Origin of the sequence: Aeromicrobium piscarium, from assembly GCF_007421815.1 — a bacterium.
Taxonomy (GTDB): Bacteria; Actinomycetota; Actinomycetes; order Propionibacteriales; family Nocardioidaceae; genus Aeromicrobium; species Aeromicrobium piscarium.
The window spans coordinates 64,037-90,529 of record NZ_VLNT01000009.1 but is presented as its reverse complement, the minus strand read 5'-3'; the positions used below and the strand labels follow the sequence as shown (position 1 = coordinate 90,529).

18 protein-coding genes are annotated in these 26,493 nt (G+C 67.6%); 4 read left to right on the top strand and 14 right to left on the bottom strand.

What is annotated here, in order from left to right:
* Positions 1-174: 174 nt before the first annotated feature.
* From holA to FNM00_RS12045, 7 genes are all read right to left on the bottom strand, one after another.
* Complete coding sequence (gene holA, locus FNM00_RS12080; RefSeq protein ID WP_185973119.1) at positions 175-1,149, bottom strand: DNA polymerase III subunit delta; 975 nt, start codon at positions 1,147-1,149, stop codon at positions 175-177.
* 70 nt (positions 1,150-1,219) lie between these two features.
* Positions 1,220-3,415 (bottom strand): ComEC/Rec2 family competence protein, encoded by a 2,196-nt coding sequence (locus FNM00_RS12075; protein WP_143913796.1) that lies wholly within the window; start codon positions 3,413-3,415, stop codon positions 1,220-1,222.
* Positions 3,415-4,197: a ComEA family DNA-binding protein gene (locus FNM00_RS12070; RefSeq protein WP_143913795.1), complete on the bottom strand. Its 783-nt coding sequence runs from the start codon at positions 4,195-4,197 to the stop codon at positions 3,415-3,417. Before FNM00_RS12070 ends, FNM00_RS12075 begins: the two co-directional genes overlap by 1 nt.
* A gap of 124 nt (positions 4,198-4,321) precedes the next feature.
* Complete coding sequence (locus FNM00_RS12065; RefSeq protein ID WP_143913794.1) at positions 4,322-5,164, bottom strand: DegV family protein; 843 nt, start codon at positions 5,162-5,164, stop codon at positions 4,322-4,324.
* 257 nt (positions 5,165-5,421) lie between these two features.
* Positions 5,422-8,265, bottom strand: a complete 2,844-nt coding sequence (gene leuS / locus FNM00_RS12055) for a leucine--tRNA ligase (protein ID WP_221933709.1) — start codon at positions 8,263-8,265, stop codon at positions 5,422-5,424.
* A 138-nt stretch (positions 8,266-8,403) separates the two neighbouring features.
* Positions 8,404-8,664 (bottom strand): hypothetical protein, encoded by a 261-nt coding sequence (locus FNM00_RS12050; RefSeq protein ID WP_143913793.1) that lies wholly within the window; start codon positions 8,662-8,664, stop codon positions 8,404-8,406.
* Between the two features lie 10 nt (positions 8,665-8,674).
* Positions 8,675-10,363 carry a sodium:solute symporter family protein gene (locus FNM00_RS12045; RefSeq protein WP_246065173.1) on the bottom strand — a complete coding sequence of 563 codons (1,689 nt, stop codon included), beginning with the start codon at positions 10,361-10,363 and terminating at the stop codon, positions 8,675-8,677.
* A 102-nt stretch (positions 10,364-10,465) separates the two neighbouring features.
* On the opposite strand from FNM00_RS12045, the gene FNM00_RS12040 reads away from it, so the two are divergent.
* Positions 10,466-10,903, top strand: coding sequence for a VOC family protein (locus FNM00_RS12040; protein WP_143913791.1), 438 nt, complete (start codon positions 10,466-10,468; stop codon positions 10,901-10,903).
* 10 nt (positions 10,904-10,913) lie between these two features.
* Here the strand turns inward: FNM00_RS12040 and FNM00_RS12035 are convergent, their stop codons facing one another.
* Positions 10,914-11,591 (bottom strand): potassium channel family protein, encoded by a 678-nt coding sequence (locus tag FNM00_RS12035; protein WP_143913790.1) that lies wholly within the window; start codon positions 11,589-11,591, stop codon positions 10,914-10,916.
* Positions 11,584-12,939, bottom strand: coding sequence for a TrkH family potassium uptake protein (locus tag FNM00_RS12030; protein ID WP_143913878.1), 1,356 nt, complete (start codon positions 12,937-12,939; stop codon positions 11,584-11,586). The genes FNM00_RS12035 and FNM00_RS12030 overlap by 8 nt, the downstream gene beginning before the upstream one ends.
* Positions 12,940-13,013: 74 nt before the next feature.
* On the opposite strand from FNM00_RS12030, the gene FNM00_RS12025 reads away from it, so the two are divergent.
* Both FNM00_RS12025 and FNM00_RS12020 read left to right on the top strand, forming a co-directional pair.
* Entirely contained in the window at positions 13,014-13,961 is a 948-nt protein-coding gene (locus FNM00_RS12025) for a glycosyltransferase (RefSeq protein WP_143913789.1), read from the top strand.
* A 47-nt stretch (positions 13,962-14,008) separates the two neighbouring features.
* On the top strand, positions 14,009-15,898 hold the full coding sequence (locus FNM00_RS12020) for a glycosyltransferase (protein ID WP_143913788.1): 1,890 nt from the start codon (positions 14,009-14,011) through the stop codon (positions 15,896-15,898).
* Between the two features lie 90 nt (positions 15,899-15,988).
* On the opposite strand, the gene FNM00_RS19020 is transcribed toward FNM00_RS12020, so the two are convergent.
* The 3 genes from FNM00_RS19020 to FNM00_RS12005 form a co-directional block, all read right to left on the bottom strand.
* On the bottom strand, positions 15,989-17,998 hold the full coding sequence (locus FNM00_RS19020) for an S-layer homology domain-containing protein (RefSeq protein WP_221933708.1): 2,010 nt from the start codon (positions 17,996-17,998) through the stop codon (positions 15,989-15,991).
* Positions 17,999-18,018: 20 nt separating this feature from the next.
* A complete protein-coding gene (locus FNM00_RS12010; protein WP_185973118.1) occupies positions 18,019-19,275 on the bottom strand; it encodes an alpha/beta hydrolase in 1,257 nt (418 codons plus the stop codon).
* 323 nt (positions 19,276-19,598) lie between these two features.
* Entirely contained in the window at positions 19,599-21,569 is a 1,971-nt protein-coding gene (locus FNM00_RS12005) for an S-layer homology domain-containing protein (protein ID WP_143913786.1), read from the bottom strand.
* 222 nt (positions 21,570-21,791) lie between these two features.
* Between FNM00_RS12005 and FNM00_RS12000 the strand changes: the two genes are divergently transcribed.
* Positions 21,792-23,339, top strand: a complete 1,548-nt coding sequence (locus FNM00_RS12000; RefSeq protein ID WP_185973117.1) for a polysaccharide pyruvyl transferase family protein — start codon at positions 21,792-21,794, stop codon at positions 23,337-23,339.
* A gap of 64 nt (positions 23,340-23,403) precedes the next feature.
* Here FNM00_RS12000 and FNM00_RS11995 read toward each other — a convergent pair whose 3' ends face one another.
* Both FNM00_RS11995 and glf read right to left on the bottom strand, forming a co-directional pair.
* Positions 23,404-25,233 carry a glycosyltransferase family 61 protein gene (locus FNM00_RS11995; protein ID WP_143913784.1) on the bottom strand — a complete coding sequence of 610 codons (1,830 nt, stop codon included), beginning with the start codon at positions 25,231-25,233 and terminating at the stop codon, positions 23,404-23,406.
* 45 nt (positions 25,234-25,278) lie between these two features.
* Entirely contained in the window at positions 25,279-26,439 is a 1,161-nt protein-coding gene (gene glf, locus FNM00_RS11990) for a UDP-galactopyranose mutase (RefSeq protein WP_143913783.1), read from the bottom strand.
* Positions 26,440-26,493 lie beyond the last annotated feature (54 nt).

Genomic DNA, 26,493 nt, shown 5'->3' with positions numbered 1-26,493 from the left:
CGGGGCTTTCGTCATTCCCGGGCGGATCTCGTCGCGGCCTCACCCGTTGGCGGTAGACCATCAACCCTTCCCGCGCAGCGGAGGTAGCTGGTCAACCTTATCTCGGCCGGATGAGGTTGATGGCCTACCGCCACTCGAGCGGTGAGGTGACGGCCTATCGCCCCTGGGGCGGGCTCAGTGGCGCTGGCGGGCGGCGGCGACGCGCAGGATCATGCGCTCCACGGCATAGCCGGGCTCGGCTCCTCCGCCCTTGACCGCGATATCGGCCTCGGCGACCGCCTGCAGCGCCCGCTGGAGGCCGGTGGGCTCCCAGGAGCGCAGTTGCTGACGTAGGGCGCGGATCTTGAACGGCGGCGCTCCGACCTGGGACGCGAGCTCATTGTCGCGCATCCCTCCGGGGGCGCTCGCCAACTGCGCCAGCTGTCGCAGCCCGCTGGCGAAGGCCGAGGTGACCAGCACGGGAGCGACGCGGGCCGCCTCGGCCCATCGGGCCCGCTCGAGAGCGTCGGCGAGCCGGCCCTCGATCGCCGCATCGGCGATCTCGTAGCCGCGAACCTCAGCTCGCCCACCGAAATAGCGTCGGACGATGTCGAGGGTGATGGCCTCCCCCGGTGCGGAGGTCACGGCCAGCTGATCGACCGCCCCCGCGAGCGCCCGCAGATTCTGGCCCACGGCCGTGACCAGGAAGGCCGCGGCCGCCTCATCGATCGAGCGTCCGAGATCGCGTGCTTCCGAGCGCACCCATCCGGCGAAATCCCGCTCGTACTTGGGTGGCTGCACCTTGACCTCATGCACCGCGGATGCCTTGCGCAGACGATCGAGGACTCCCTTGCCTTTGTTGCCCCCGCCGTGCACCGCGATCACGGCGACATCGTCCTGCGGAGAGCCGGCATAGGCGACCAGTTCGGCGGCAGGCGTCTCCGCGAGGTTCTCCAGCTCCAGCACGACGACCGCGGTCGCGGCCGAGAAGAGGGACGGACTGGTGAGCGACGCCAGCTCGCCCGCCGCGAGCTGTCCGGCCAGGGTCTCCGAGACCTCCACATCGGACACTTCCTCGCGCACGGCGTCGAGCGCGCGACGGCGCGTACGCTCGGCGAGGAACTCGGCATTGCCGGTGATGAGCAGGATCTTGCCGAATGCCGTGGCCACGTGTCGAGGATATCTGCGCGAGCCGACAGTCGGCGATCCCCGTCGCAGTCGGGACGCCCCGCTCGCGAGATCAGGGTGAGACCGCGCGTAGCTCCCCGTCGCGCTGGACGATGGCGATGTCGCCGAGCTCATCAGTGCGCCACGTGCGGATCCCCGCGTCTCGGAGGATGTCCAAGGAACGCCGTGTCGGATGCCCGTAGTCGTTCTCCCCGACACTCACGGTCGCGGCCACCGCACCCGTCTGCTGGTGGAATCGCGCCGACTGATCGGCGCTGCCATGATGCGGCACCTTGAGGATCTCGGCGGTGACATCCTCGCGTGCGGCGACCCGCGTCTGCGTCTGCTCGCCGAGATCCCCGGTGAACAGCACCCGCACACCGTTGATCGTGAAGCGTTGCACGAGGCTCGCGTCATTGCGATCGGTCGCCGGGTGGTCCGTATCGGGCCAGAGCGTCTCTATCTCGACCTCGCCGACCATGACGGACTCCCCGGGGCCGGGTGTGGACCGCGGGACATCGGGGAGTTCCGGCCCGCCGGAGGGGCCGACCATGACGTGCTCGACCTCGCGCCCGCGGACAGCCCCGCGCCAGCCCGCCACGTGATCGGCATCGGCATGGCTGAACACCAGCAGCCGAATTCGCTCGATACCGAGCCGGCGCAGGCATCGATCGATCGGCCCCGGGTCCATGCCGGTGTCCACCACGATCGCATCGCCCTCCCCCAACGGCACGACACTCGCATCGCCTTGCCCCACGTCGCAGGCCACCACGATCACCTCGTCGGGCGGCCACCCGGTCTGCGGAGGCCGGACGATCGCCACCAGCAGACCCAGTGACAGCCCGGCCGCCAACACGGGACGGCTGAGCACCACCAGCACGATCGCCGTAACGACCGGGACGACGAACACGAGCGACCACCACGGCTGCTCCCAGGCGATCGCCGCACCGTCCCACGACGCCGATCGCTGGCCTACCTCAGCGATCCACCAGGCAGCGCCGAAGGCACCAGCACCGATCAACCGTGCGGCCGGAGCCCACAGCAGGTCGGTGAGACCGCCGGTCAGTCCCAGGATCGTGGCCGGGGCGACGGCCGGTGCGGCCGCGACATTCGACACCACGGCGACCAGGGAGACCTCCTCGGAGATCGCCGCGACCATCGGCACACAGGCCAGATGTGCTGCCAGGGGGACCGCGAGCGCCATCGCGATCCACGTCGGCAGCCACTGTTCCAACCGCCGCGTGAACATCGGCCCCAGCGTGACGATCCCCGTGGTGGCGCACACCGACAGGACGAATCCCGCCGCGCGACCCATCCACGGGTCGATCACCAGCAGCGCGATGACCGCCCATGCCACTGCCCGCAGGCCGTCCCTCGTCCCCCACCCCAGTCCGACCACCGCCACCGTGCCCATGACGGCCGCGCGCTGGACACTCGGCTCCGGGCGGGCGACCAGCACGAACACGATGACGGCCAGGAGCGCCGCCGGGATCGTCAGACGCTTCGCGCCGATGCCTCGCACGATCAGCAGCACCGCGCCGAGGACGATGGTCAGATTGCTGCCCGATACAGCCGTCAGATGTGTCAAACCGGAGCGTTGGAAGTCCTCCCGAAGATTGTCGTCGACTGCCGTGACATCACCGGTGACGAGGGCCGGTACGATCGCGGCTCCTGCCCCCGGATAGGGGTCCACCGCGGACCGGACGCCCTCACGCACCCGCTCGCTCGCCTCCCACCACCAGGCGGCATCACCGACTCGCTGCCACCGTTGGACCGCCAGGACGCCAACCGCATCGGAGTCCTCCGTCGCGGCGAGGGCGCCCTCGACCACCACCCGACGTCCGACCGTGAGTCCGTCGAGATCACCGCGGACGAAGGCCGTCAGCCGAGCCCGGCCCTCGGTCGATCCGCCGCTGCTGCGCGCACGCTGCACCGTGAGCTCGACGACTCCCTGCTCTCGCTGAGGCCCGAACGCGCGCACGTCCTGACGCACGGTGGCCTCGACCGTCACCCAGCGGCCGTCCTCCGCCCAGGAATGCAGCGGATGCTGTTCCACCGCCATCATCCGCGCTCCCGCCGACATCGCCACGAGGCCGATCGCCATCGCGATGACCGCGAGACCCGGTCGGCGCCCGAGAAGGAGCACCGCAGCGAGCGCTGCCACCGCTGCGACGATCGCCACGACGTGACCGGTACTCGTGACGGCCCAGACCGCCACCGCCCAGACGGCACAGGCTCCCGGCACCATGCGCAGGTCGTGGCCGAGCATCACACCACGACACGGTCGCGCAGCTCGGCGAGGGTCGCTTCACCGATGCCTTTGACATCGAGCAGATCCTCCACGGCACGGAAGGGGCCGTGGTCGGTGCGGCGGTCGATGATCGCTTGGGCCGTCACGGGCCCGACCCCTGGGAGCTCCTCCAGCATGGAAGAGTCGGCCGTGTTGATGTTGATCTGACTGCCGGAGGCCGTTCCTCCGCCCGCGTCTCCGTTCGCGGACTCGGCGGGCGGGCCACCCACGACGATCTGCTCTCCGTCCTGGATCTCCCGGGCCAGGTTGAGGGTCGACAGGTCGGGTGCCCCAGCCACGCCGCCGGCAGCCTCGATCGCCTCGTGCACGCGACTTCCCGGTGCCACGATGACGATGCCCGGAGTCTGTACCTCCCCGGTCACGTGGATCACCAGTTCCTCTGGACTCTCGGCCTCGTCCGCCGGCGCTGACGGCGGCGTCGAGGCCGAGATGGAGGCGAGGGGCGCGGAGTCGTCGGACTCCGTGGGGCGTCCGACGATCACCCACCACGCGACGAGCACCGCGGCCGCGAGACCGAGGACGGCGACGACGGCGAGCTGACGGTCACCCCAGCGCCGCTGCATCGTCCGCGCATGTCGTGGCTCGGTGTCATCGTCGAGCGGCTCCTCGGGATCGGCCGGCTCGTCGTCCGGTGCCGGCTGCCAGGTGGCGTCGAAGGCCGTGGCGAGTTCCGCGAGTCGTCGACGCGCGATCTCGGCACGCGTCTCGTCGGGTACTCCGGGAACGATTCGTCTGGCCACGTCAGCACCGTACGGAGCCGATCAGCGACTCGTCACCGCCTCAGACGGCATCTGTGGACAGCCGCTGAAGGTCCGAGTCCTGGGGAAAACCGGAATCTCGTCCGGCGGTTCCTCGTTCCCGAGATCAGCGACCGGTCACGGTGACGGCGATCATCCCGGGGCCGACGTGGGCACCTATATCGGCGCCCACTTCGTCGACGGGGACGGACCCTCGCCCCCACGCCTCGGCGAGGCGCCCGGCGACGTCATCGGCACGCTCCTGGGCCGCGAGATGCTGCACCCCGGTGTCGAAGCCGCGGGGGAACCGCTGCGAGGCCTCGACCGCCAACTCCACCACACGCGCGAGGGCTTTGGAGGCCGTCCGGACCTTCTCCAGCGGCACGACCGCTCCGTCGGCGACCGTGAGGATCGGCTTGACGGCGAGGGCCGAGCCGATCAGCGCCTGCGCCGCGCCGATACGACCACCGCGCCTGAGGTATTCCAGGGTGTCGACATAGAGCAGGACGGTGGACTGCTGTCCGGCGCGCCGCGCCGCGGCGACGATCTCGGCGCTCGATCCGCCGTCATCGCGCATGCGCGCCGCCGCGCCGGCGGCGAAGCCCGTCGCGATGCCGACCTGACCGGTATCGACGAGATGCACCGGCACCTCGCACCGTGAGGCCGCTAGTCGAGCCGAGTCGATCGTCCCGGAGACTCGCTTGCTCAGATGCACCGACACGATCTCGGTCGCTCCCTCGGCGACGAGACCGGCGTACACCGCCGCGAAGGCCTCCGGGCTCGGACGCGAGGTGCTGACCGTGGCCTTGTCGCGCAGGGCACCGGCGATCACCTCGGCGTCGATGTCGACACCCTCGGTATACACGCGCGATCCGATGACGACCGTGGTGGGGACGACGGCGATCCGCTCGCGTGCCGCGTCGTCCGGGTCGAGCGAGGCAGTGGAGTCGGTGACGATCGCGACGCTCATGCGTTCACCCGCCCGCGCTCGATCATGTCGTCACCTTATCCGTCTCACGTCCATCGGCGGTGGGTTACGCACCCCTCGCCCTGCGGGGCGGGGGGTTTAGCCCCACAAAAAACTAGCGGGGGGGGGGGGAACCCCCCCCCCCCCGGGGGGGGGGGGTGGCTACCCCCACCACCCCCCGCGGGCGGGGGCCCCCCCCCCCCCCCGCCCCGCCGAACGAGACGTGCGTAGGTCACCGCTCCAGGGAGGGTGGATGCGGCTCAGACGACGATGTTGACGAGCTTGGGGGCACGGACGATCACCTTGCGGATCTCGCGTCCGTCGATCGTGCGCACGACATTGGGCTCGGCGAGCGCCAGCTCGGTGAGAGCGTCCTCGGCGATGTCCGGGCTGACTTGCAGCTTGCCGCGGACCTTACCCTGCACCTGTACGACACAGGTGACCTCCTCGGCCACCAGGTACCGCGGATCGGCTTGCGGGTACGGGACGTAGGTGATCGTGGCGTCGTGTCCGAGGCGCTCCCACAGCTCCTCGGCCAGATGCGGCGCGAACGGTGCGAGCATCTGCGCGAGCGGTTGGAGTGCCGCCCGCGAGGTCACCGACTGCTTGGTGAGGTGATTGGTGAGCTCGATGAGCTTGGCGATCGCCGTGTTGAACCGCAGCTCCTCCATGTCGCCGCGCACGCCGTCGATCGTGCGATGCAGGACGCCGAGGGTCTCGCGGTCGAGCTCGTCATCCGTGGCTCGCGTCGCGCCGGTCTCCTCGTCGACGACGAGACGCCACACGCGCTGCAGGAAGCGCTGCGAGCCGACCACCGCGCGGGTCTCCCACGGACGGGAGACGTCGAGCGGGCCCATGCTCATCTCGTAGACGCGGAAGGTGTCGGCACCGAACTGGTCGTACATCTCGTCGGGCGTGACGACATTCTTCAGGGACTTGCCCATCTTGCCGTACTCGCGCTGGACCTGCCGGCCCTCGTACCAGAAGGTGCCGTCCTCGGCCTCGGTGACATCGTCGGCCGGCACATAGGCGCCGCGCTCGTCGGTATAGGCGAAGGCCTGGATGTAGCCCTGGTTGAAGAGACGATAGAACGGCTCCTCGCTGGAGACATAGCCGAGATCGAACAGCACCTTGTGCCAGAACCGCACGTACAGCAGGTGCAGCACCATGTGCTCGACGCCGCCGATGTAGAAGTCGACGCCTCCTGGGTCGTGGGCACGACGCTGCTCCTGCGGACCCATCCAGTAGCGCTCATTGGCCGGATCGGCGATGCGCTCGGTGTTGTGAGGGTCGGTGTAGCGCAGCTCGTACCAGCTCGAGCCGGCCCAGTTGGGCATGGTATTGGTCTCGCGGCGATAGGTCTTGGGGCCGTCGCCGAGGTCGAGCTCGACGTTGACCCAGTCGGTCGCGCGGGCGAGCGGGGGCTCGGGCTCGCTCTCGACATCGTCGGGGGCATAGGTGCGCGGCGAGTAGTCCGGCACCTCCGGCAACTCGACGGGCAGCATGCTCTCGGGCAGCGCGATGGGCGTGTCGTCCTCGTCGTAGACGATCGGGAACGGCTCGCCCCAGTAGCGCTGACGGCTGAACAGCCAGTCGCGGAGCCGGTAGGTGGTGGTGCCCTCGCCGGTCCCCTGCTGCTCGAGCCAGGCGACGATGCGCTCCTTGGCCTCGGACACCGCGAGACCGTCCAGGCTGATCTCGTCATTGGACGAGTTGACGACGCATCCGTCGCCCGTGAACGGCAGCTCGCCTTCGCCATCGATGACCCGAGGAGTGGGCAGGCCGAAGCTCTGCGCGAACTCGAAGTCGCGCTCGTCGTGACCGGGCACCGCCATGATGGCGCCGGTGCCGTAGCCCATCAGGACGTAGTCGGCGATGAAGACGGGGATCTGCTCGCCGTTGACGGGGTTGGTCGCGAACGCGCCGGTGAAGACTCCGGTCTTCTCCTTGTTCTCCTGGCGCTCGACATCGGACTTAGCCGCGGCGCTCGCCCGGTAGGCGGCGACGGCCTCGGCCGGGGTGGTGGCCCCGCCGGTCCAGCGCGCGTCGGTGTCCGACGGCCAGGCGGTGGCCGTGAGCGTGTCGACGAGCGGGTGCTCGGGAGCCAGGACCATGTAGCTGGCGCCGAAGAGGGTGTCTGGGCGGGTGGTGAAGACCTCGACGGGCTCGTCGACGCCGGGCACCGCGAACTGCACCTGGGCGCCGTGGGAACGGCCGATCCAGTTGCGCTGCATGAGCTTGCCGGACTCCGGCCAGTCGACGCGGTCGAGATCGTCGATGAGCCGGTCGGCATAGGCGGTGATGCGCAGATTCCACTGTCGTAGGCGACGTTTGAAGACCGGGAAGTTGCCGCGCTCGCTGCGGCCCTCGGCGGTGACCTCCTCATTGGCGAGGACGGTGCCGAGGCCGGGAGCCCAGTTGACGGGGGCATCGCTGATGTAGGCGAGCCGGTACTCGGCAATGATCTCCTCGCGGTCGGCGGCCGAGAGGTCGGCCCAGATGGCTCCCCCGGGCACGTCGCGGGCGCCGTTCTCGAACTCGGCGATCAACTCCCCGATGGGGCGAGCCCGGTTCAGGTCCTCGTCGTACCAGGAGTTGAAGATCTGCAGGAAGATCCACTGGGTCCACTTGACGAAGTCGGGATCGATCGTGGCGAACGAACGACGCGGATCGTGGCCGAGGCCCAGGCGCCGCAGTTGCCGCCGCATGTTGGCGATGTTCTCCAGCGTCGTCTCCCGCGGATGACGACCGGTCTGGACGGCGTAGAGCTCGGCGGGGAGCCCGAAGGCGTCGTAGCCGAGGGCGTGCAGGACGTTGTCGCCGCGCATGCGCCGGTAGCGGCCGACGACGTCAGTGGCGATATAGCCGAGGGGGTGACCGACGTGCAGCCCCGCACCCGAGGGGTACGGGAACATGTCCATGAGGAAGTACTTGGATCCCTCGGCACGCTGCTCGCCGTCGGCAGCCAGGTCGCCCACCGGATTGGGGGCGTCGAAGGTGCCCTCGTCCTCCCACCGGTCCTGCCAGCGCAACTCGAGTCGGCCGGCGAGCTCGCTGGTGTAGCGGTGGCCGGTGTCGGTGGGCGTGGAGTTCTCGGTGGTCACCAGCCCATGCTAGCCAGCGACCTCTCCCCCGATCCGTGGGCGGTGCGCTATCCCGCACTTCGCGACCGACGGTGCGGGATAGCTCATCACCGACGGCAGGGGTGCGGGATAGGTCACCGCCCACCGCGTCGCCTCGGGCTACTCCTCCTCGACGACGATGGGGCGCCATCGTGCCCACGCGATGAAGATCGCCGAGGTGACGAGGAGCCCGATACCGGTCCAGAGATTGACGTGGAAGCCGTCACCCTTCGCCAACTGCTCGTCGGAGGTGAAGAACAGTCCGACGATCACGAGCACGACCCCGTAGAAGCCCAGCAGGCCGCCGATGATCGTGCGGATGTCGAAGGCACCGGCGGTCTTGCTCTGGCCGGGATGCTCGCGGGGTTGCTGATCGTTCATGTCGGTCACCTCAGAAGATCACGTTGAAGACGATGATGATGACGAGCGCGATGCCGGCGAGCTTGACCGGCGACTGGTACCACGGCAGCTCCTTCTCCTGCGGGTCGACCAGCGACTCCTTCGGGGTCAGGCCGTAGACCAGACCCACCAGCTGTTTCTCGGGCTTCGGCGCCGTGACCGAGGTGACGGCGACGCTGACGGCGATGTCGACCACGAAGGCGGCACCGGCAGCGACGAAGCTCGCTCCCTGGCCGCTCAGCGGCAGCGCGCCGATGCTGAGGCCGCCGAGCGCGTCCTCACTGAGGATCGCCACCAGGACGGCCGCGAGGGTGCCGGAGACGAGTCCGGTCCAACCGGCCGTCGCGGTCATGCGCTTCCAGAACATACCGAGGATGAACGTGGCGAAGAGTGGAGCGTTGAAGAACCCGAACAGCGTCTGCAGATAGTCCATCAGGTTCGAGTAGTTCGAGGCGATGAGCGCGGTGCCGATCGCGATCACCGTGGCGGCGACCGTCGCGAGGCGCCCGACGAGCGTGTAGTAGCTGTCCTCGCGGTCCTTGACCACGTACTGCTGCCAGAGGTCGTAGCTGAAGACGGTGTTGAAGGCCGAGATATTGGCTGCCATGCCCGCCATGAACGAGGCCAGCAGTCCGGCGATGGCGATGCCGAGCATGCCATTCGGCAGCAGATCGCGCATCAGCAACAGGATCGCGTCGTTGTAGGTGACTCCCTCGACGCTGTCGCCTCCCTTGAGCTGTGCCAGCTCGGGGACCACGATGGCGGCGATCATGCCCGGGAGGATGACGATGAAGGGGAAGAACATCTTCGGGAAGGCGCCGATGATCGGGGCGCGCCGCGCCGAGGACATCGACTTCGACGCCATCGCGCGCTGGACCTCGACGAAGTTGGTGGTCCAGTAGCCGAAGGACAGAACGAAGCCCAGGCCGAAGACGATGCCGATCACAGACAGGACGGGGTTGTCGATCCCGGTGAGATCAGTGCCGGGCCACGACTCGAGCTGCTCGGGGCCCGGCTGGATCTTCTCGGTGAGCCCCTGCCACCCGCCGACCTTGTGCACCGCGATGATCGTGAGCGGCAGCAGAGCCGCGACGATCACGAAGAACTGCAGCACCTCGTTGTAGATGGCTGCGGAAAGCCCGCCGAGCGCCGTGTACGAGAGCACGATGACCGCCGCGATGACCAGCGAGACCCACAGCGGCCAGCCCAGGAGCCGGTTGACGATCGTGGCGAGCAGGAACAGGTTGATGCCGGCGATGAGCAGCTGGGCCACGGCGAAGCTGAGGGCGTTGACCAGATGCGCGCCGGTGCCGAAGCGCTTGCGCATGAACTCCGGCACGCTGCGCACGCCGGAGCCGTAATAGAACGGCATCATGACGATGCCGAGGAAGAGCATCGCCGGAACAGCGCCGATCCAGAAGTAGTGAGCCGTCGCCATGCCGTACTGCGCACCGTTGGCCGACATCCCCATGATCTCCACCGCGCCGAGGTTGGCGGCGATGAAGGCCAGGCCCGTGACCCACGCGGGAAGCGAGCGCCCGGACAGGAAGAAGTCGATGCTGCTGGACACCTGGCGCCTGGCCAGCAGGCCGATGCCCAGCACGACGGCGAAGTAGGCCGCGACGATGAGGTAGTCCACGAAATTCGCGTCGAGACGGAATGTGGAGTCTGCTGTCGCTATCACGTCGTGTGACGTTACTCCCATCCTCGGGTGCTTGCCGGGTGCCGAGTCGGGGCGGCCCGAGGGCGGGTCCGAGAGCGCTCGGCGCCTTACGATTCACCTATGTCCATCAAGCTCGAGAATGTCGCCATCGCCGTCCGCGATCTGGAGGCGACGATCGCGTTCTTCACTGATCTCGGCCTGACCGTCCTCGGCCGCGACACGGTCAGCGGCGAGTGGACCGACACCGCGGTCGGCCTCGACGGCAATCACGCCAGGATCGCGATGCTCCAGACCCCTGACGGGCATGGCCGGCTCGAGTTGTTCGAGTACCTCCATCCGGAGGCGATCGAGACCGAGCCGACACGTCCGAACGAGATCGGCATGCACCGGGTCGCCTTCTCCGTCGACGACCTCGACGAGGCACTCGAGGTCGCCGCGCGGCACGGCTGCCATCCGTTACGGGGTGTCGCGACCTACGAGGACGTCTACAAGCTCACCTACGTCCGTGGTCCCAGCGGCATCATCGTGATGCTCGCCCAAGAGCTCCAACGGAGCTGAGCAGCGCGGCTCAGCCCTGGAGGGCGCAGAACACCTCGACCTTGCGGGTAGGCCCGGAGACGATCAGCTCATCGGAGGCCGAGATGAGGGTCTCGGGGCGGGCATAGGTGAAGTCCTCACCGCGACGTTTGACCCCCACGACCGTGATCGCATACTTGCTGCGCAGGGCCGACTGCTCCAGGGTTTGGTCGATCGCGACCTGCGGTGCCCGGGTTCGGGCGATGGAGAAGCCGTCATCGAACTCGATGTAGTCGATCATCGCGCCGGTGACCATGTGGGCAACCCGCTCCCCCATCGCCGACTCGGGACGGACCACATGCGTGGCGCCGACCCTTTCGAGGATGCGCGCGTGCTTGGCATTGATGGCCTTGGCCCAGACCTCCTCGACGCCGAGCTCGACCAGGCTGAGCACCGTGAGCACGCTCGCCTCGATGTCGGTGCCGATGCCGACCACGGCGCGAGAGAACTGCTCGGCGCCGATCTGGCGGAGTGCCTCGGTGTCGGTGGTATCAGCGGCGACGACATGCGTGAAGTCGCTCGCGAACTTCTGCACGAGGTCGGCGCGCTCGTCGACGGCCAGTACCTCGTGGCCCAGCCGTTCCAGCGACCGCGCGACGGACGCGCCAAAGCGCCCGATGCCGACGACGAGGACGGGAGCGGTGAGGGGGTTGTCATGTTTCTTACCCAATGATCGGTTGCTCCTCGGGAAGGTGATACCGCGGTTGACGACGACGTAGGACGAAGGCGGACGCTGCGGCAATCGTGCCCACTCGGCCGACGAACATCAAGCCGATGAGCAGGAGTTGGGACGGTGCGGTCAGGTGAGGTGTGAGTCCAGTCGACAGTCCGACAGTCCCGAAGGCCGAGGTCGCTTCGAAGAGCGCCTCGATATAGGACGCTCCCGACAAGGTCATCAACAGCAGGGTGCTCCCGACGACAAGCATGACGGCGATGAGGGCAATCGAGAGTGCCGTGCGAATGGTCCGGCCGCTGATCGAACGTCTCCCGATCTGTACCTCCGGATCGCCACGCAACTCCGCGAGGATGACGAAGGCGAGCAGCAGAAAGGTGGTGATCTTGATACCGCCGGCCGTACTCGCGCTACCGCCGCCGATGAACATCATCAGGATCGCGATGCCCTGGGTCTCGGGGCGCACGAGAGCCCAGTCGAAGCTCTGCAGTCCGCCCGAGCGGGTCATGATCCCGCCCTCAACGCTGGTGGCGATCTTATCCACGAAGGGCTGCGTGGCGAGCGTGGAGGGATTGCTCCATTCGATCACCAAGAAGGCCAGCGATCCGACCGCCAGGAGCAGGAATGAACCCCAGACGGTGAGTCGCGTGTGGATCGTCCATCGGCTCGGTCGCCTCCAGCCCCGATAGAGCTCAGCCAGCACCGGGAATCCGAACGCGCCGATGAACACGGCGATGGAGACCGGCACGATGACGCCGATGTCACCGGCATAGGTCGCGAGGCTGTCGGTGTTGAGGGAGAAGCCGGCATTGTTGAACGCCATGACGGCGTCGAATACACCGTGCCAGACCGACTCGAGCCAGGAGTCGAAATAGGCCGCGCGATAGCGCAAGGTGAGGACGACGGCGATCACCGCCTGGAAGCTCAACAGGGTGACCGTGACGCGGCGGAAGAGCGGACGGACGTCTCCGAAGCTCACCACGTGCATGTCCACCTGAGCCAGCATCTGGGTGCGCAGTCCCAGCCGGCCGCCGATGAACAACCCGAGGATCGTGGCAAGGGCGATAATGCCGATGCCGCCGATCTCGACGAGCAGCAGGATGATGACGTGTCCGACCGGGGACCAGTACGTGCCGGTGTCGACGGTCGTCAGGCCGGTCACGGTGACGGCCGAGGTGGCGGTGAACAGCGCGTCGAGGAACGTGGGAGAACCCGGACCCGATCGTGCGATCGGGAGAAGCAGCAGCAGGGTGCCGATCAGAATGAGTCCGAGGAAGGCAAGCGGCAGCAATCGCACGGGATGTGCGATGGCGGCGGGGATGTGCAAGCGACGCGAGGGCCTCATCACCCGATGACGGTACCGCGCTCTCGGCGGCGTGCAGCGCAACAGCGCACAGGACGCACCGTTACCCTGTTGCGGTGACCTCGACGACCGACCGCCTGGCCATCGCCATCGTCACCTTCAACCGCTCGACGCTACTGGGCGAGCTGCTGGAGAGTGCCGCGACGATGCACGGATCGCCCTATCGCGTCGTCGTCGTCGACAATGCGAGCACCGATGACACGTCCGAGGTCGTGGAGTCCTTCCGTGAGCGGTTCGCCGACGGCGTCCTCGTCTACCACCGGCTGGCGACGAACACGGGTGGTTCCGGCGGTTTCAGCGAGGGCACGCGGGTGGCACTCGAGGAGGGTGCCGACTGGGTGTGGCTGATGGACGACGATGTCGAGATCCTGCCCGATGCGATGGAGCGGTTCGAGCCGTGGATGCGCCGCTTCCAGGTCTTGCACGGCCGGCGTTACGACGTGAACGGGTCGCCCTTCTTCTGGCAGGCGAAGTTCAACGAGTTCCTCGGAGTGCCGCTGCCGTACACGCGCAAGGCGTTCAATCCCAAGGGCTATGCGATCACCAACTCCGGCACGTTCGAGGGCATGCTCGTCCATGCGGACATCGTGCGGCGCATCGGACTCCCCGATCCCCGGTTCTTCATCTCGTGGGACGATGCCGTCTACGCCTGGCTGGCATCGCGCTACACCCAGGTGGCCTATGTCGATGCCTATGTGCTGCAGAAGAAGCGTGAACAGAAACAGATCAACCTGGGCCTACGGCACCTGAACGATTCGAGCCCGCTGGCGAAGTACCACGTCATGCGCAACCGGGCCTATGTCGGACGCTATTTCGACGCCCATGGGCAGTTGAACCGGGTCGGGTTCGCGTTGGGCACGGCGCTGACCTTCGCCAAGGAGGTCTTCAGGCTGATCGCCGTCGAGCGAGGGCTCAAGGGCGTGGGCGTGCTCATCAAGGGCTGGCGCGACGGCCGCACGATCTGGCGCGACCGCAGCTGGCGTCCCATGCCTCCCCTCGACTGACGCCCGCCGTTCAACGACTTCTCATCTTTCTGGGAGACACTGCATCCATGAACCATGTTCTCGCCCACGTCGTCTTTCCGGCCGACGGCGACCCGGATGTGATGCCACTGTACGCCGATCCGGAAAGCTGGACCACGATCGACGGCGAGACGGTGCGAGTCAGCAATGCCACGCATCTGATGCGGGTGGAGTCGCGTCACAGTCTCCGGGTGCGGCGTAGCGAGCGGGTGTCCTTCGCCTCCTACTTCAACGCCTTCCCGGCCGCGTACTGGCAGCGGTGGACGCGGGTGGAGTCGGTGACATTGACTCTGCGCACCGATGGAACCGGGACGGTCACCGTCTATCGTTCCAATCCCCAGGGCATCCAGCAGCGTGTCGCCTTCGAGCACGTGGAGGACGACCGCAACCTGCGCTTCGAGCTTCCGGTGCGCAATTTCAGCGACGGCGGCTGGTACTGGTTCGAGGTGACGGCCGCGGAGACCGATGTCGTCGTGAGCGACGGTGCGTGGTCGACCGATGCCGAGCTCGGCGATGGGACGCTCTCGATCGGCATCACCACGTTCAACAAGGCCGACTACTGCGTCCGCACCCTAGAGACTCTCGCCGACGCTCCCGAGGTGGTGGAGCTGCTGGATCGCGTCTACGTCGTCGACCAGGGCACGGACGAGGTGGCCCGGGCCGACGGATACAGCGAGGTCGCCGCGCGTCTGGGATCGACATTGCAGATCGTCCGGCAGCCGAATCTCGGCGGGTCCGGCGGCTTCTCACGGGCGATGAGCGAGACCGTCGAGGCGGGCCGGAGCAGCTGGGTGATGCTGCTCGATGACGATGTCGAGATCGAGCCGGAGAGTATCTGGCGCACCATCCAGTTCTCCCGCGCTTCTCGCCGCCCCACCATCGTGGGCGGTCACATGTTCGATCTGCTGGACAAGCCCGTCCTCCATGCGTGGGCCGAGGGCATCGAGATGCATCACTTCCTCTGGGCCCCGACCTTCCCCGAGCAGCACCGCCACGATTTCCGGGCCGCCAACCTGCGACAGACGCCGTGGATGCACGCCCGTCATGACGCCACCTACAACGGCTGGTGGATGTGCACTATCCCGGTCGAGGTGATCGAGAGACTGGGACTCGCTCTGCCGGTCTTCATCAAGTGGGACGACAGCGAGTACGCCTTGCGCGCCCGTGAGGCGGGCTACCCGACCGTGAGTCTGCCCGGTGCGGCGTTGTGGCATGTGTCGTGGCTCGATAAGGACGATGCGCAGGACTGGCAGGCCTACTACCACGCGCGCAACCGGTTGCTGGCCGCGATGCTGCACTCCCCCTTCCCCGGCGGTGGGAGCCTGGTCAAGGCGAGCCGGCGCATCGACCTCAAGCATCTGATCTCGATGCAGTACTACGCGATCGAGCTGCGGCACAAGGCGTTACGCGACCTGCTCGCCGGCCCCTCGCACCTGGACCGCGACTGGCCGTCGGTGATGCCGGAGCTGCGCGCCTATGCCAAGGGATTCAGCGAGACACAGGTGATCACCGATGTCGACGCTCTGCCCACCACACGCGAGGGACAGAGGCACTATCCGTACGAGAGGGCCCCACAGGCTCCTCACGGGTTGGGACGGGTGGTCTTCACTGCCAAGGCGGCGCTGCGTCACTGGATCCGCCCGACCGATGGCACCGCCGAGCCGCAGGTGGAGCTGTCCAAGCACGACGCCGCCTGGTGGCGAGTTCCCGGTTTCGACTCCGCGCTCATCAGTGCCGCGGACGGGCGAGGCAAGTCGGTCTACCGCCGCGATCGCGGAGAGTACCGCCGACTGCTGCGCGAGAGCATCGCCCTGCACAAGGACCTGGCGGACCGCTGGGACGAGCTAGCGGCCGAGTACCGTGGCGCGCTGCCGGACCTGACCTCCCGCGAACGCTGGCACCGCACCTTCAAGGGCTGATCGCCCGGCCCGGAAGGTGCCCAGTCCCGGAGTCGAGCGGTGGGTCGCGTCCGTCCGGCCGCGACCCACCGTTCATCTCACCTCACTTCATCACAGGGCGTCGAATCGATAGAGGAAGGCAGCCATCGCTTGGCGTTGGACCTGTCCGTCCGGACGGAAGCTACCGTCGGCGAGCCCCTCCGTCACCCCCGCCTCACTGAGCCACGCGATCTCTCCAGCGAACTGGTGATCGGCGGGGACATCCGTGAACACAGGACCCGACGGCGGATCGACGGCCGGTTCGCCCGCCGCGCGGTAGAGGAACGCTGCCATGGCCTTGCGTTCGACGGCTCCTCTCGGACGGAACGTGCCGTCACGGTAGCCGGTCGTGATGCCCGACTCGGAGAGCCAGACGATCTCCTTGTAGAACTGGTGATCAATCGGGACATCGGTGAACGGCGACGACGCCGGCAGTTCCACCTCCGGTGAGCCGGCCAGGCGGTAGAGGAACGCCGCCGTGGCCTGACGCTCGACGGGGGCGAGCGGGCGGAACGTGCCGTCGTGGTAACCGGTCGTGATGCCCCTCGCACTGAGCCAGGTGATCTCGTCGTAGAACTGGTGATCAATCGGGACATCGGTGAACTCGGTGTCCACGATCCACACCGTGCCGGTCGCGCTGAAGCCGCTGCCAGAGCCGATCGTCGAGATCGTCTTGCGGCCCAGTGAGATGTCGCTGGGCACAGTGATCTCGACCTCGACCGCTCCGTCGGCGTCGGCCACCTCGTCAGCGACGACTTCGTCGGCGAAACTGACCGCGACGCCCTCTCCGGCGCGGAAGCCGGAGCCGGTGACCGTGAACACGCCGTCAGCCTTCGCAGCGCTCACGGAGACGTCCAACTCCCCCGGCTGGTCCAGTGCCGCCAGTTCGGCGCACGCGTCACCCTGCTGGCCTGCGCTCGGAAGGGGTGTGGCCGTGTTGCCGCTCTGATCGGGGACCGTTCCGTCGTCCTCGCGCACTTCCAGCTCGCCGAACGCATCGGCGCCCATCACCGCGCCGCTCGTGTTGATCACCGACAGCATCACCGTCGTCGCGGCGGTGGTGCTCGCCTGCCTGTCTCCTTGCACGGGCGCAGCGATCGTCTTGCACTGCTCACCGGGGGCGAAGTCGACCCGCTCCATCGAGAGGCCACCGCGGCCGCTCGTCGACCCGAGGACGCTGACCCAACCGGTGATCGGCTGGTCGGCAGGCGCGCCGAGATACACGGCGATGTCGGCGGAACCCGGACCATTGCCCTCGTTCACGGCGGTGCTCGCCACGTTGACCGTGTTCGTCCCCTTCGCGTCGGCGGTGCCGACCGAAGAACTCTCGAACGCCAGATCCGACAAGTAGACCCCGCCCTCGGCAGGCTGACCCTCCAGAGCCGCGGCCTTGAAGCTCACCTCCCGGACATCACTGAGGTCGACGCCTGCCTCCGCGATCGCATCGGCGGGAACGTTGACCTGCTGCAGGACCACCTTGTTGAGGGTCGACGCGCCGCCGGAGCCCGGCGGCGAGGCCGGTAGCCGGTTTGTGGCGAAGGGGTTCAACTCCGAGACCTGGGAGGTGTAGCTGTTCCCGGCACCGTCGCGAACGACGATCGCCAGATCTGAACCTGTCGGCACGCTCTCGTCGGCGGCCATCTTGACCGACAGCCGCTCGTGGCCGCTCGCATCACGCGCGGCGCCCGGCACACTGACCCTGACCTCGCCGGTCTGACTCGTCCAGAGGAAACGTGACATCGGCGTCGCCGGCACGTTGCCTCCGCGGCTGGCGGGGGTCCAGTGCGGGACCTGGGCCGATGCCAGCGTCGAGGCGCACGCCGGCACCGACACCGGGACGGTGCGACCGGAGAGGCTGGCGCAGACACTCACCGTGCCCGTACCGTACTGCCGGACCGTCGGCTCGGCGGACTCGAAACTGGTGATCGTGGAGCGCGCGCTCGACGGCGCCGTCGTGACGCTGCGGACGTCGGCGTCCCCGACGACCGCGGGCACCGCTCCAGTACCGTCGAACATTGGCAGGAACTCGTCCTCGCCACCCATCGCCATGCGGAAGTACCCGGCCATGTAGGCGGTACCCACGTCGTACTGCACCTCAGGGCTCAACCGGATCGACGACTCGGCGACCGCGGGATTCGTGCCGCACGTGGGATCGGTCGCAGGAGCGGAGTTGATGTTCGTGCCACTCCAATCGTCCGACACACCGGCCGGAAGAGACCGGGGGTCCAGACAGTGTTGAAGAAGTTGTGATTGGCTCCCATGACCCAGGTGCCGGTACGCAGGACATCGTCGCCGAATCCGTAGCGGCTGTCATCGAGCATGTGCTGCCCCTGCTGATTGGACACGTCGCCGTCGCAGTACGGCAAGATGACCTGCATCGGGACATCGGGCACCGTCATACGCCCGAAGTCGACCGGCGCGAGCGGCAGCACCGCCGTCAGTCCGTAGGGATCGTTGCGAGCCGCGTTGAGCGCGACCGCGGCGGTCGCTCCCTCGCCACCGCGCGAGTGCCCCATGATGCCGACGTTTCCGAAGTCGAACTTGCCGACGAAGTCCGCTGCCGTGAGCCCTTCGCCGAGCGCATCGTCGAAGTTCACGTCGCGATCGGTCGCATCGTCGTGGAAGCTGACCTCCTCTCCGGCGTTCGCCTGCGCGAGGAAGTCGAGTGAGTCCAGGATCAACTGGCCGCGCGCCATCGCCCCCAGGTCCGGCGCGAGCTGGTTGTCGTTGGCGTTGACGGCGTTGGCGGAAATCGAGACGACCGCGTAGCCATGGCTGGCGAGCGCCTCGCCCGTGCCGTCGTAGCCGGCGTGATTCGGAATGGTCTCCGGGGTCGCCGCCGGGCACGGCCACACGTTGGCGGCCCTGTTGTTTTCCGCGTTGTAGCAGACGCTGTGGCGCCCGTGCAGCAGGATCACTGTGGGGTGAGGACCATCGGTTTCGGGCAGGTAGACGCGGCCCTGCAGGTCACCGCGCACCCCGCCGATATTGAGCAGGTCGATCGCCTGGTCGCCGAAATGATAGTCCGCGACGGTGTAGTCGACGTCTCCGTGCGAGGTGGGGTCGACGTCGAGAGTCGCCAACGGCGTATCGAGCCGGTCCAGAAGCTCCTGAGGGAGCTCTCGGGCAGACCCGCCGTCGTCGGTGCTGCCGGACTGGCTCGCCCACCCGCTTTCCACCGACTCAGCGTCGGCGACTGCCGGATCGGACGTGGTCACCGTCAGCGTCATCCCATCGGCTGACTCGACGGCGATCCCGACCTCGGTCCCGTCGACCACGAGGGTCGGTGCGTCCGAGAGCACGGGCAACGGCTCGTCGAGCTCGACGGCCACCTCGTAGCCACCGGCGACTTGGGTCACCGTGAAGTTGTCACCGGACGCCACGACACCATCAGCTCACGCGGTCGATGGCATCGCGATCATCCCGCATAGCAAAGCACCGGCGATGACGCCGGTGCTTGCACGCATTCGTCTTCTCACGTTGTGTCTCCTGAAGAGGGGGGTAACAGGACAGGCGCCGGCGGCGTGCCGCGGCGCACCCGTTCACTCTCCCCTCCTCGCGTTTCGGCGTCGTGACGATCCCGAGAAGATGTGACGGCACCGGTCTCCGGCCAGGCCTCACCCGCCGGCCTCAAATGACAGACCAGCGAAGCCCGCTCAGGCTGCCGTCGCGGCGAGGTCTCTCATGGCAGCAGGATCTCCGCGCGGATCATATTGTGGTCCGACGGGATGGTGCTTCGCCACCGTCCCGTGTTGTCGATGTCCGCCACGTTCTCGAAGACCGGAGCGTGGGCGATCCCCTTGGTGAAGATGTAGTCGATGTTGTTGCCGTTGCGATACGTCTCGGTGAACGCGTTGTGCGCGCATTTCGGCGAGCTTCCGCTGGCGCTGGACAGCACATAGTTCGAGAATCCGTTGAAGCTGTTGCAGTTGACCCTCCCGACGTAGCGGGTTCGCAAGCCGGTGTCGAGCCGCTCCCAGGAGGCCGGCCGGCTGCCCTGTAACTCGGTGTAGCCCTTCGCGCCGAAGGGAGCTATGACCTTCGCGTAGGCATCGTCGGCGTCCCACCGCGCGGTGTTCATGTCTCCTGCAATGACGACCGGCAGTCGCTCGACGTTGAGTCGCTCGATCTCGTCTCGCGTCTTCGTGGCGTGCTCCACGCGCCTGGGCAGCTGTGCTGGCGACAGGTGCGCCGTCGCGAACAGGAAGCGCTTGCCCGTCGCGATCTGACGGAACTCGGCCCACGCCATGTAGCGATCGTCGCTTCGCTGGCCCGTGATCGTCTCCGGACCGGTCAGCAGGTGGCTGCCTGAGCGCACGACCTCCATCGTTCCCGGGTTGTAAGCGATCCGCAGATCTCGCGAGGCGCCCTGGTCGACGATCTGAGCGCCGTGGCATCGTGTCCAGCTCTCCCCGTTCCATCCCTGGTGTCCGGGAGTATCGGGATTGCGGCAGTTCCATGGTACGCGGTTCACCAGTCGATAACGATGGTCTCCGTCGGTCATGCCGCGCACGACATCGTCGTAGTAACGATCCGGCGTGGTGGGATGGGGTTCACTGGCCCCGTAGGGGTTCTGGCTCGCCTCCTGCAGAGCGATCACGTCGGGGTGGCGGGAGTTCACCGCCGCCCACAGTGCGGAACGCCGCGAGGCCCACGCGCGAACGGCGTAGTCGGCCGCAGCGACGTTGTAGGTCGCCACGCTCACCGGTTGCAGCGGCCTCGTGACGACCTTGGCAGGCATGGTGGCGAGGACCGCTCCATCCGTATCGAGCGCCTCGACGGTGACGTAATAGGTGGTCCCGGGTCGCAGCTGACGGAGGTGGCGTGCTGTCGTCGACGCCGTCAGGCTCACCGACTCCGCGCCGCCTCCGTCGGCCGTCCGTCCCCATGAGAACCGGTAGGCGGCGGCCCCCTCGTAGGGGGCCCACGCGACATCGAAGCCCTCAGTGCTCAGCGCCGAGATCTCGATCCGGTTCGTCGTCGAAGCCGCAGAGTCGACAGCGCTTCCTCGGTGGAACGACCGGTCGTAGCGCATCAGGAACGCCGCCATAGCCTTCCGTTCAACCGAGGCCCTGGCACGGAAGGTCCCATCGTGGAAACCGGTGGTGATCCCCGTCGAGTTCAGCCACTCGATCTCCCGATAGAACTGATGTGAACGTGACACGTCACGAAACGTGGGCCGGGCGGGCGCGTCGAACTGCGGGCTGCCGGCCGCGCGGTAGAGGAAGGCCGCCATCGCCTGGCGTTCCACGCTCCCCCGGGGTCTGAACGTGCCGTCGCTATACCCCGACGTGACGGCGCTGTCCCGGAGCCACGCGATGTCCTCATAGAACTGGTGGCTCGTGGGGACGTCGCCGAAAGGCGTATACGCCGGGACCGGGAGGTCGACTCCGGAGTCGAAGCGGTGCAGGAAGGCGGCCATCGCCTGACGTTCGACGGCTCCGTCGGGCCGGAACGTGCCGTCGGCGTACCCGGTGGCGACACCGGTCTGGGCCAACCACGAGATCTCCGTCGCGAACTGGTGGTCGGCAGGAACATCGGTGAAGGTCGGCGGCGGGGCCGGGTCCTCGGCCGCACCGGAAGGGCTCGCCAGCAACCCGATGATGAGCGGTGCGCCGGCGACCAAAGCCAGCAATCGAGTGGACGATGACATCGAGGCACCTCCGTCGGCAGGGGGCGGGAGCACGGTCACTGTAGCGCCGATCGGACGGCCCGGCGGCCAGATCGGTGCCGACGCCGCGCGAGGGACGATGACAACAGACCTCGCGCCATCGTCTCGGTGGCCGTCACGAGCCGAAACCCCGGAGCACTCGAAGCCTCCCACCGAGCGTCACCTAGGATGGTGCGGACCTGCCTCCGCGCGAAAGGACCGTGCATGGCCTCGCCTTCCTCACCTCGTGTGGTCGTTCTCGGCGACATCGGGCGTGATGAGTTCTACCACCTCGGCGACGAGGCCATGACCGATGCCGCCGCCGAGGCACTCCTGCGGCGGGGAATCGACGACATTGTCCTCGTGGCGACGGAGCCGTCGGTGGCCGAGCGCCTTTACGGCCTCGCCGCGGTGAAGCGCTTCGGCTTCTGGGACAGCGACGACGACAGGACGCTCGCCCGGAAGTTCGATGGCGTCAAGGCAGCGATGAGCGCCACCCCGGTTGCCGGCACCCTCGACGCGGCCGTGCGCGGTGCCGACGCCGTTCTCATCGCAGGCGGGGGCAATCTGAACTCCGGTCACGCGGGCCAGCTCATGGAGCGAGTCGCACTCGCGACTGTGGCACGGGCTCACGGCAAGCCGCTGTTCGTCAGCGGCCAGACCGTCGGACCGTACCTGCGCGAGGATCACCGGTCGCTCATTCGAGAGATGATCGACTATGCGACGGCATTCGCCGCGCGAGAGAGCTTCACCTTCGACATGTTGAGCGATCTGACCGATGCCGGCTCTGTGCACCACACACTCGACGACGCGGCGCTGCTCGGCGAGGCGGACGCCCCCGACTTCGGTGACCGCTACGCGATCGGCAGTTTCGCCAATCCCGATCTCCACCGAGTGCACCGCGAGAACGCCGAGCTGATCGCCGAACGGCTCGACGCCGTAGTGGAGAGGCTGGACTGCGACCTCGTCCTGCTCCCACACGTCGGCTCGCTCGACGACGATCGCTCCCTGGGCGATCAACTCTTCCATGCGGCCATCGCCGAGCTCTCGACCACGGGTCGGATCCGCGCGGAGCGGCAGCTCACGGGCCGCCAACTCGCGCACGCGACCCGCCGGTCGATCTTCTCAGTCTCCACCCGGTATCACCCTGCAGTCTTCGCCCCCTCGACACTGACCCCCTCCTTCCCGATCGGCGTCTCGCTGTACTCGGCCGTGCGCATGAAAGGCGCGCTGGCGAATATGGGACAGCAACGGACATTCCTGCCCCTGCCCATCTGGGAGGCCGGCGGCGCGCCCGACCGCATCGCCGAACTCCTCGAGCCGGCGCGCGCTCATCTGGCCGAGCAGGCCGAGCGGACGCTCGACTACCAGCACCGCTGGTGGGATGCGATCGCCCGTGCCATCACCACGGGCGTATGGGAGTCGCCCGGCAACCTGGTGGCCCCTCAGCCCTTCGCTGCCGAGGAGAGGAACCCCGAGTCCTACGACACCGCCGATGACCTCATCTGGCAGCACTGGCATCGGGACCACGCGGAGAACCAGGCCCGTCTCCTGGCGAAGCGGGTGGACGAGCTCGCCGCGGACCTGACGGTCGAACGTGCCCACCTGCGGAACCTGACGACCGATCTGCGTGCCGAGCGAGCCCGTGCCGATGAGTTGCGCCGGCGTTTGCGGAGTGTCGAGAGTCGCCGCGTGCTCCGCGCCGTCGACACCGTCGCCGACGCGGCGCGACGGGCGCGGCGTCGCGCTCGCCGGTCCACGGCTGCCGACTAGCCACGTAGGCACCGGACCGGGGGGCGCAAGCGACCGCAGGCACGATGCAGGACGGCCGGTAGTGCTATCGGCGCCGTGCCAGGCGCCTGACCCGTCGCCAGGTCCGCGGCGAGACCCGCGGCTTGACAGTACGCACGGCCCACCTCACGACTCGCTCCGTCCCCTGCGGCGACGGCTCCGGGACCTCGAAGTCCGGGTCGGATGAGTCCAACTGCGCCAGCACGTGATCGAGGTAGAGTCCCTCGCGCTCCTCGTCGAAGCTGAAGCCGCTGTAGAAGGCATCCCACGACCATCCGCCGGAGGGATGGGAGACGTCGGCCTCGGAGACCACCTGGACGAGGGTGTGCCCGCGGACGGACGAGACCATCTGCTCATTGTTGGCGACGTAGGCGTCCTGACCGATGGTGATGACGATCTTCGGCCGTTCGCAGTAGGCCAGGCCCAGCAGTGCGCTCCCTTCGTAGCCGGCGATAACCGAGGCGCGCCGAAAGAGCGCAGCCTGGTCGGGCAATGGGAGCTCCTCCGGGCGCAGCAGCGTGAAGCCGGCGCGCTCGAACCGGGATTCCACGACCTCGGCGTTGTGGCATGGCCGGATCGCATCGGGCGCCCGGGTGAGGAACACCCGATCGGGGTAGTCGCGCTCGGAGGCCCGCGACTGCAGTCCCTCGGCGATCGTGGACCACACCTCGACAATGCGTGGATGGAGGTAGTCGGGCATCGAATACAGAGGTGTGACTCCGATGAGCCGTTCGACATCGTAGGAGGTGCCTCTGGCCATGCTGACGACATCGTCCCGGTCGACGCCGGCCGCCTCGAGGAGGGCGTACTCCCACTCCGATGGCCGGCCTCGGTCCGGACGATGCGACAACAGGACCTTGACGTCGCGATAGTGGTCACGGATCCACGGCAATGCCCACAGGCGGCTCATCTGCTCGGAGACGAAGTGGCCGAAGTGACTCGTGTACTCGCCGTCCAGATACAGGTACGTGCCGTCCAGCCGGCCCCGGTGATCGGCCTGGGGCTTGTCGGCGAAGTAGTGGGTGCGACTCGGGGCCAGCCGATGAGTGAGCCGCGGGTACTGGTTGTGACGGAACGACTCAGGCTGCAGCAACCGACCCTCTGCGATGACGGCCCCACCGGCGGCACAGCGGACGCCCTCGTACATGCGGATCGCCGTCGCAGGAGTGGTGCTGACCTCGCGGTACTCCGCCAGCGCGACCGGATCATTGGTGAACACCCGGGCCCGCGAGTGCAGCGTCTCAGGCTCCTCCGAGTGGAGCAACCGGCCGAACGAGGCCCCCTCCCGAAGCAGGTCGTTGGTCTGCTCCTCGCGCATCTTGGCGAGTACCTCGAAACGGTTGGTGACGAGGACGTGCCGCTCTCCCCACACGATCCTCCCCACGACCTCGGCCATGTTGGCGACGTCCCGGTCCTGCCAGCTGGCGCGGGGGCGCTCACGATGGCGGTAATCCAGCAGCTTCGCCAGATAGGGCCCGAAGTACGACTCCGCCGCGCGGGCATCGTCGTCGGCGTCCCCCGGGCGCAGATCGGCGACCATCCAGACCCCGCCCGCGCGCAGGTGGGAGAAGGTGTTCCGGAACCGTACCGGGCGGCCCTTCGCGTCCCGACTCAGGTCGACGATGGCGTCGTACCGCGACCACCGAGCCAGCCGCGTATGGATCTGATCGTTCGTCCCGTTCAGGTCAATGTGGTGGATCACCGCGTCCGGGATCGTCTCGGCGAGCGCCTCGGTCAGACCCTCGACGTCGTCGCCGAGGGCGGCGACCACCGGCGGCCTGGTGCTCGCCGGCAACGCGGCCCGGAGCTCCTCCACGAGGGCCGCGGTCGTCAGCGCTTCGGTCTCGGCACAGATCGATTCATCGTCAACGGACACAGACCAGATTCCCTTCCAGCGAGACGGCGGGGCGATGACGCCAATCTACCGTCCGAACATCGGGGCGACGGTGTTGCGGAAGGTCGAGAGTGCCGAGCCGATGGCCATATGCATGTCGAGGTACTGGTAGGTGCCGAGCCGGCCGCCGAAGACCACCCGGTCCTCGCCCTTCTGAAGCTCCCGGTACTTGAGCAGGCCGTCGCGGTCCGCGGGCGTGTTGACCGGGTAGTAGGGCTCGTCACCGCTCTCGGCGAACCGCGAGAACTCGCGCATGATGACGCTCCGGTCGTCCGGATAACGATCGGCGCGCTCGGGGTGGAAGTGCCGGAACTCGTGGATGCGCGTGTACGGCACCTCACGGTCGGCGTAGTTCATGACCGATGTTCCCTGATAGTCCGGGACGTCGACGACCTCGCGCTCGAAGTCGAGGGTGCGCCAGGACAGCGAGCCCTCGGCGTAGTCGAAGTACCGGTCCACCGGGCCGGTGTAGATGACCGGCACCTGCCCCACGGTCGCCGCTTTGTTGACGGGCTGAGAGGCGTCGAAGAAGTCCGTGGAGAGCTGGATCTCGATATTCGGGTGATCGGCCATCCGCTCCAGCCACGCCGTGTAGCCGTCCACCGGCAGACCCTCGTGGGTGTCGTTGAAGTAACGGTTGTCGTAGGTGTAGCGGACCGGCAGACGGGTGATGATCTCGGCGGGCAGCTCGGTCGGGTCGGTCTGCCACTGCTTGGCCGTGTAGTCGCGGATGAAGGCCTCGTAGAGGGGACGGCCGATCAGCGAGATCGCTTTCTCCTCCAGATTGGAGGCGGAGGCCGTGTCGACCTCATCGGCCTGGGAGGCGATCAGTGCACGCGCCTCCGAGGGCGAGTAGGCCGAGCCGAAGAACTGATTGATCGTGCCGAGGTTGATCGGCAGCGGGTACACGACATCGCGGTGGTTGGTGTAGACGCGATGCTGATAGGAGGTGAACGCCGTGAAGCGGTTGACGTACTCCCAGACCTGCTCATTGGAGGTGTGGAAGAGATGCGCACCGTATCGGTGGATCTCGATCCCGGTGTCCGGGTCGTCCTCACTGTAGGCATTGCCACCGAGGTGATCGCGCCGTTCCACGACCAAGACCTTCAGGTCCAGTTCGCGCGCCGCGCGCTCAGCGACGGTGAGTCCGAAGAAACCGGACCCGACGACCACGAGGTCGGGATTCATACACTCTCCTGGCTAGGTGGCAACCTGAGCAGTCTAGCGGTCCGACACCTCCCG

What these genes read in the sequence shown, in the direction of transcription:
- FNM00_RS12075 (WP_143913796.1), bottom strand. Translation starts at nt 3,415, where the DNA reads ATGCTCGGCCACGACCTGCGCATGGTGCCGGGAGCCTGTGCCGTCTGG.
- FNM00_RS12065 (WP_143913794.1), bottom strand. Translation starts at nt 5,164, where the DNA reads ATGAGCGTCGCGATCGTCACCGACTCCACTGCCTCGCTCGACCCGGAC.
- FNM00_RS12050 (WP_143913793.1), bottom strand. Translation starts at nt 8,664, where the DNA reads ATGAACGATCAGCAACCCCGCGAGCATCCCGGCCAGAGCAAGACCGCC.
- FNM00_RS12040 (WP_143913791.1), top strand. Translation starts at nt 10,466, where the DNA reads ATGTCCATCAAGCTCGAGAATGTCGCCATCGCCGTCCGCGATCTGGAG.
- FNM00_RS12030 (WP_143913878.1), bottom strand. Translation starts at nt 12,939, where the DNA reads ATGAGGCCCTCGCGTCGCTTGCACATCCCCGCCGCCATCGCACATCCC.
- FNM00_RS12020 (WP_143913788.1), top strand. Translation starts at nt 14,009, where the DNA reads ATGAACCATGTTCTCGCCCACGTCGTCTTTCCGGCCGACGGCGACCCG.
- FNM00_RS12005 (WP_143913786.1), bottom strand. Translation starts at nt 21,569, where the DNA reads ATGTCATCGTCCACTCGATTGCTGGCTTTGGTCGCCGGCGCACCGCTC.
- FNM00_RS12000 (WP_185973117.1), top strand. Translation starts at nt 21,792, where the DNA reads ATGGCCTCGCCTTCCTCACCTCGTGTGGTCGTTCTCGGCGACATCGGG.
- glf (WP_143913783.1), bottom strand. Translation starts at nt 26,439, where the DNA reads ATGAATCCCGACCTCGTGGTCGTCGGGTCCGGTTTCTTCGGACTCACC.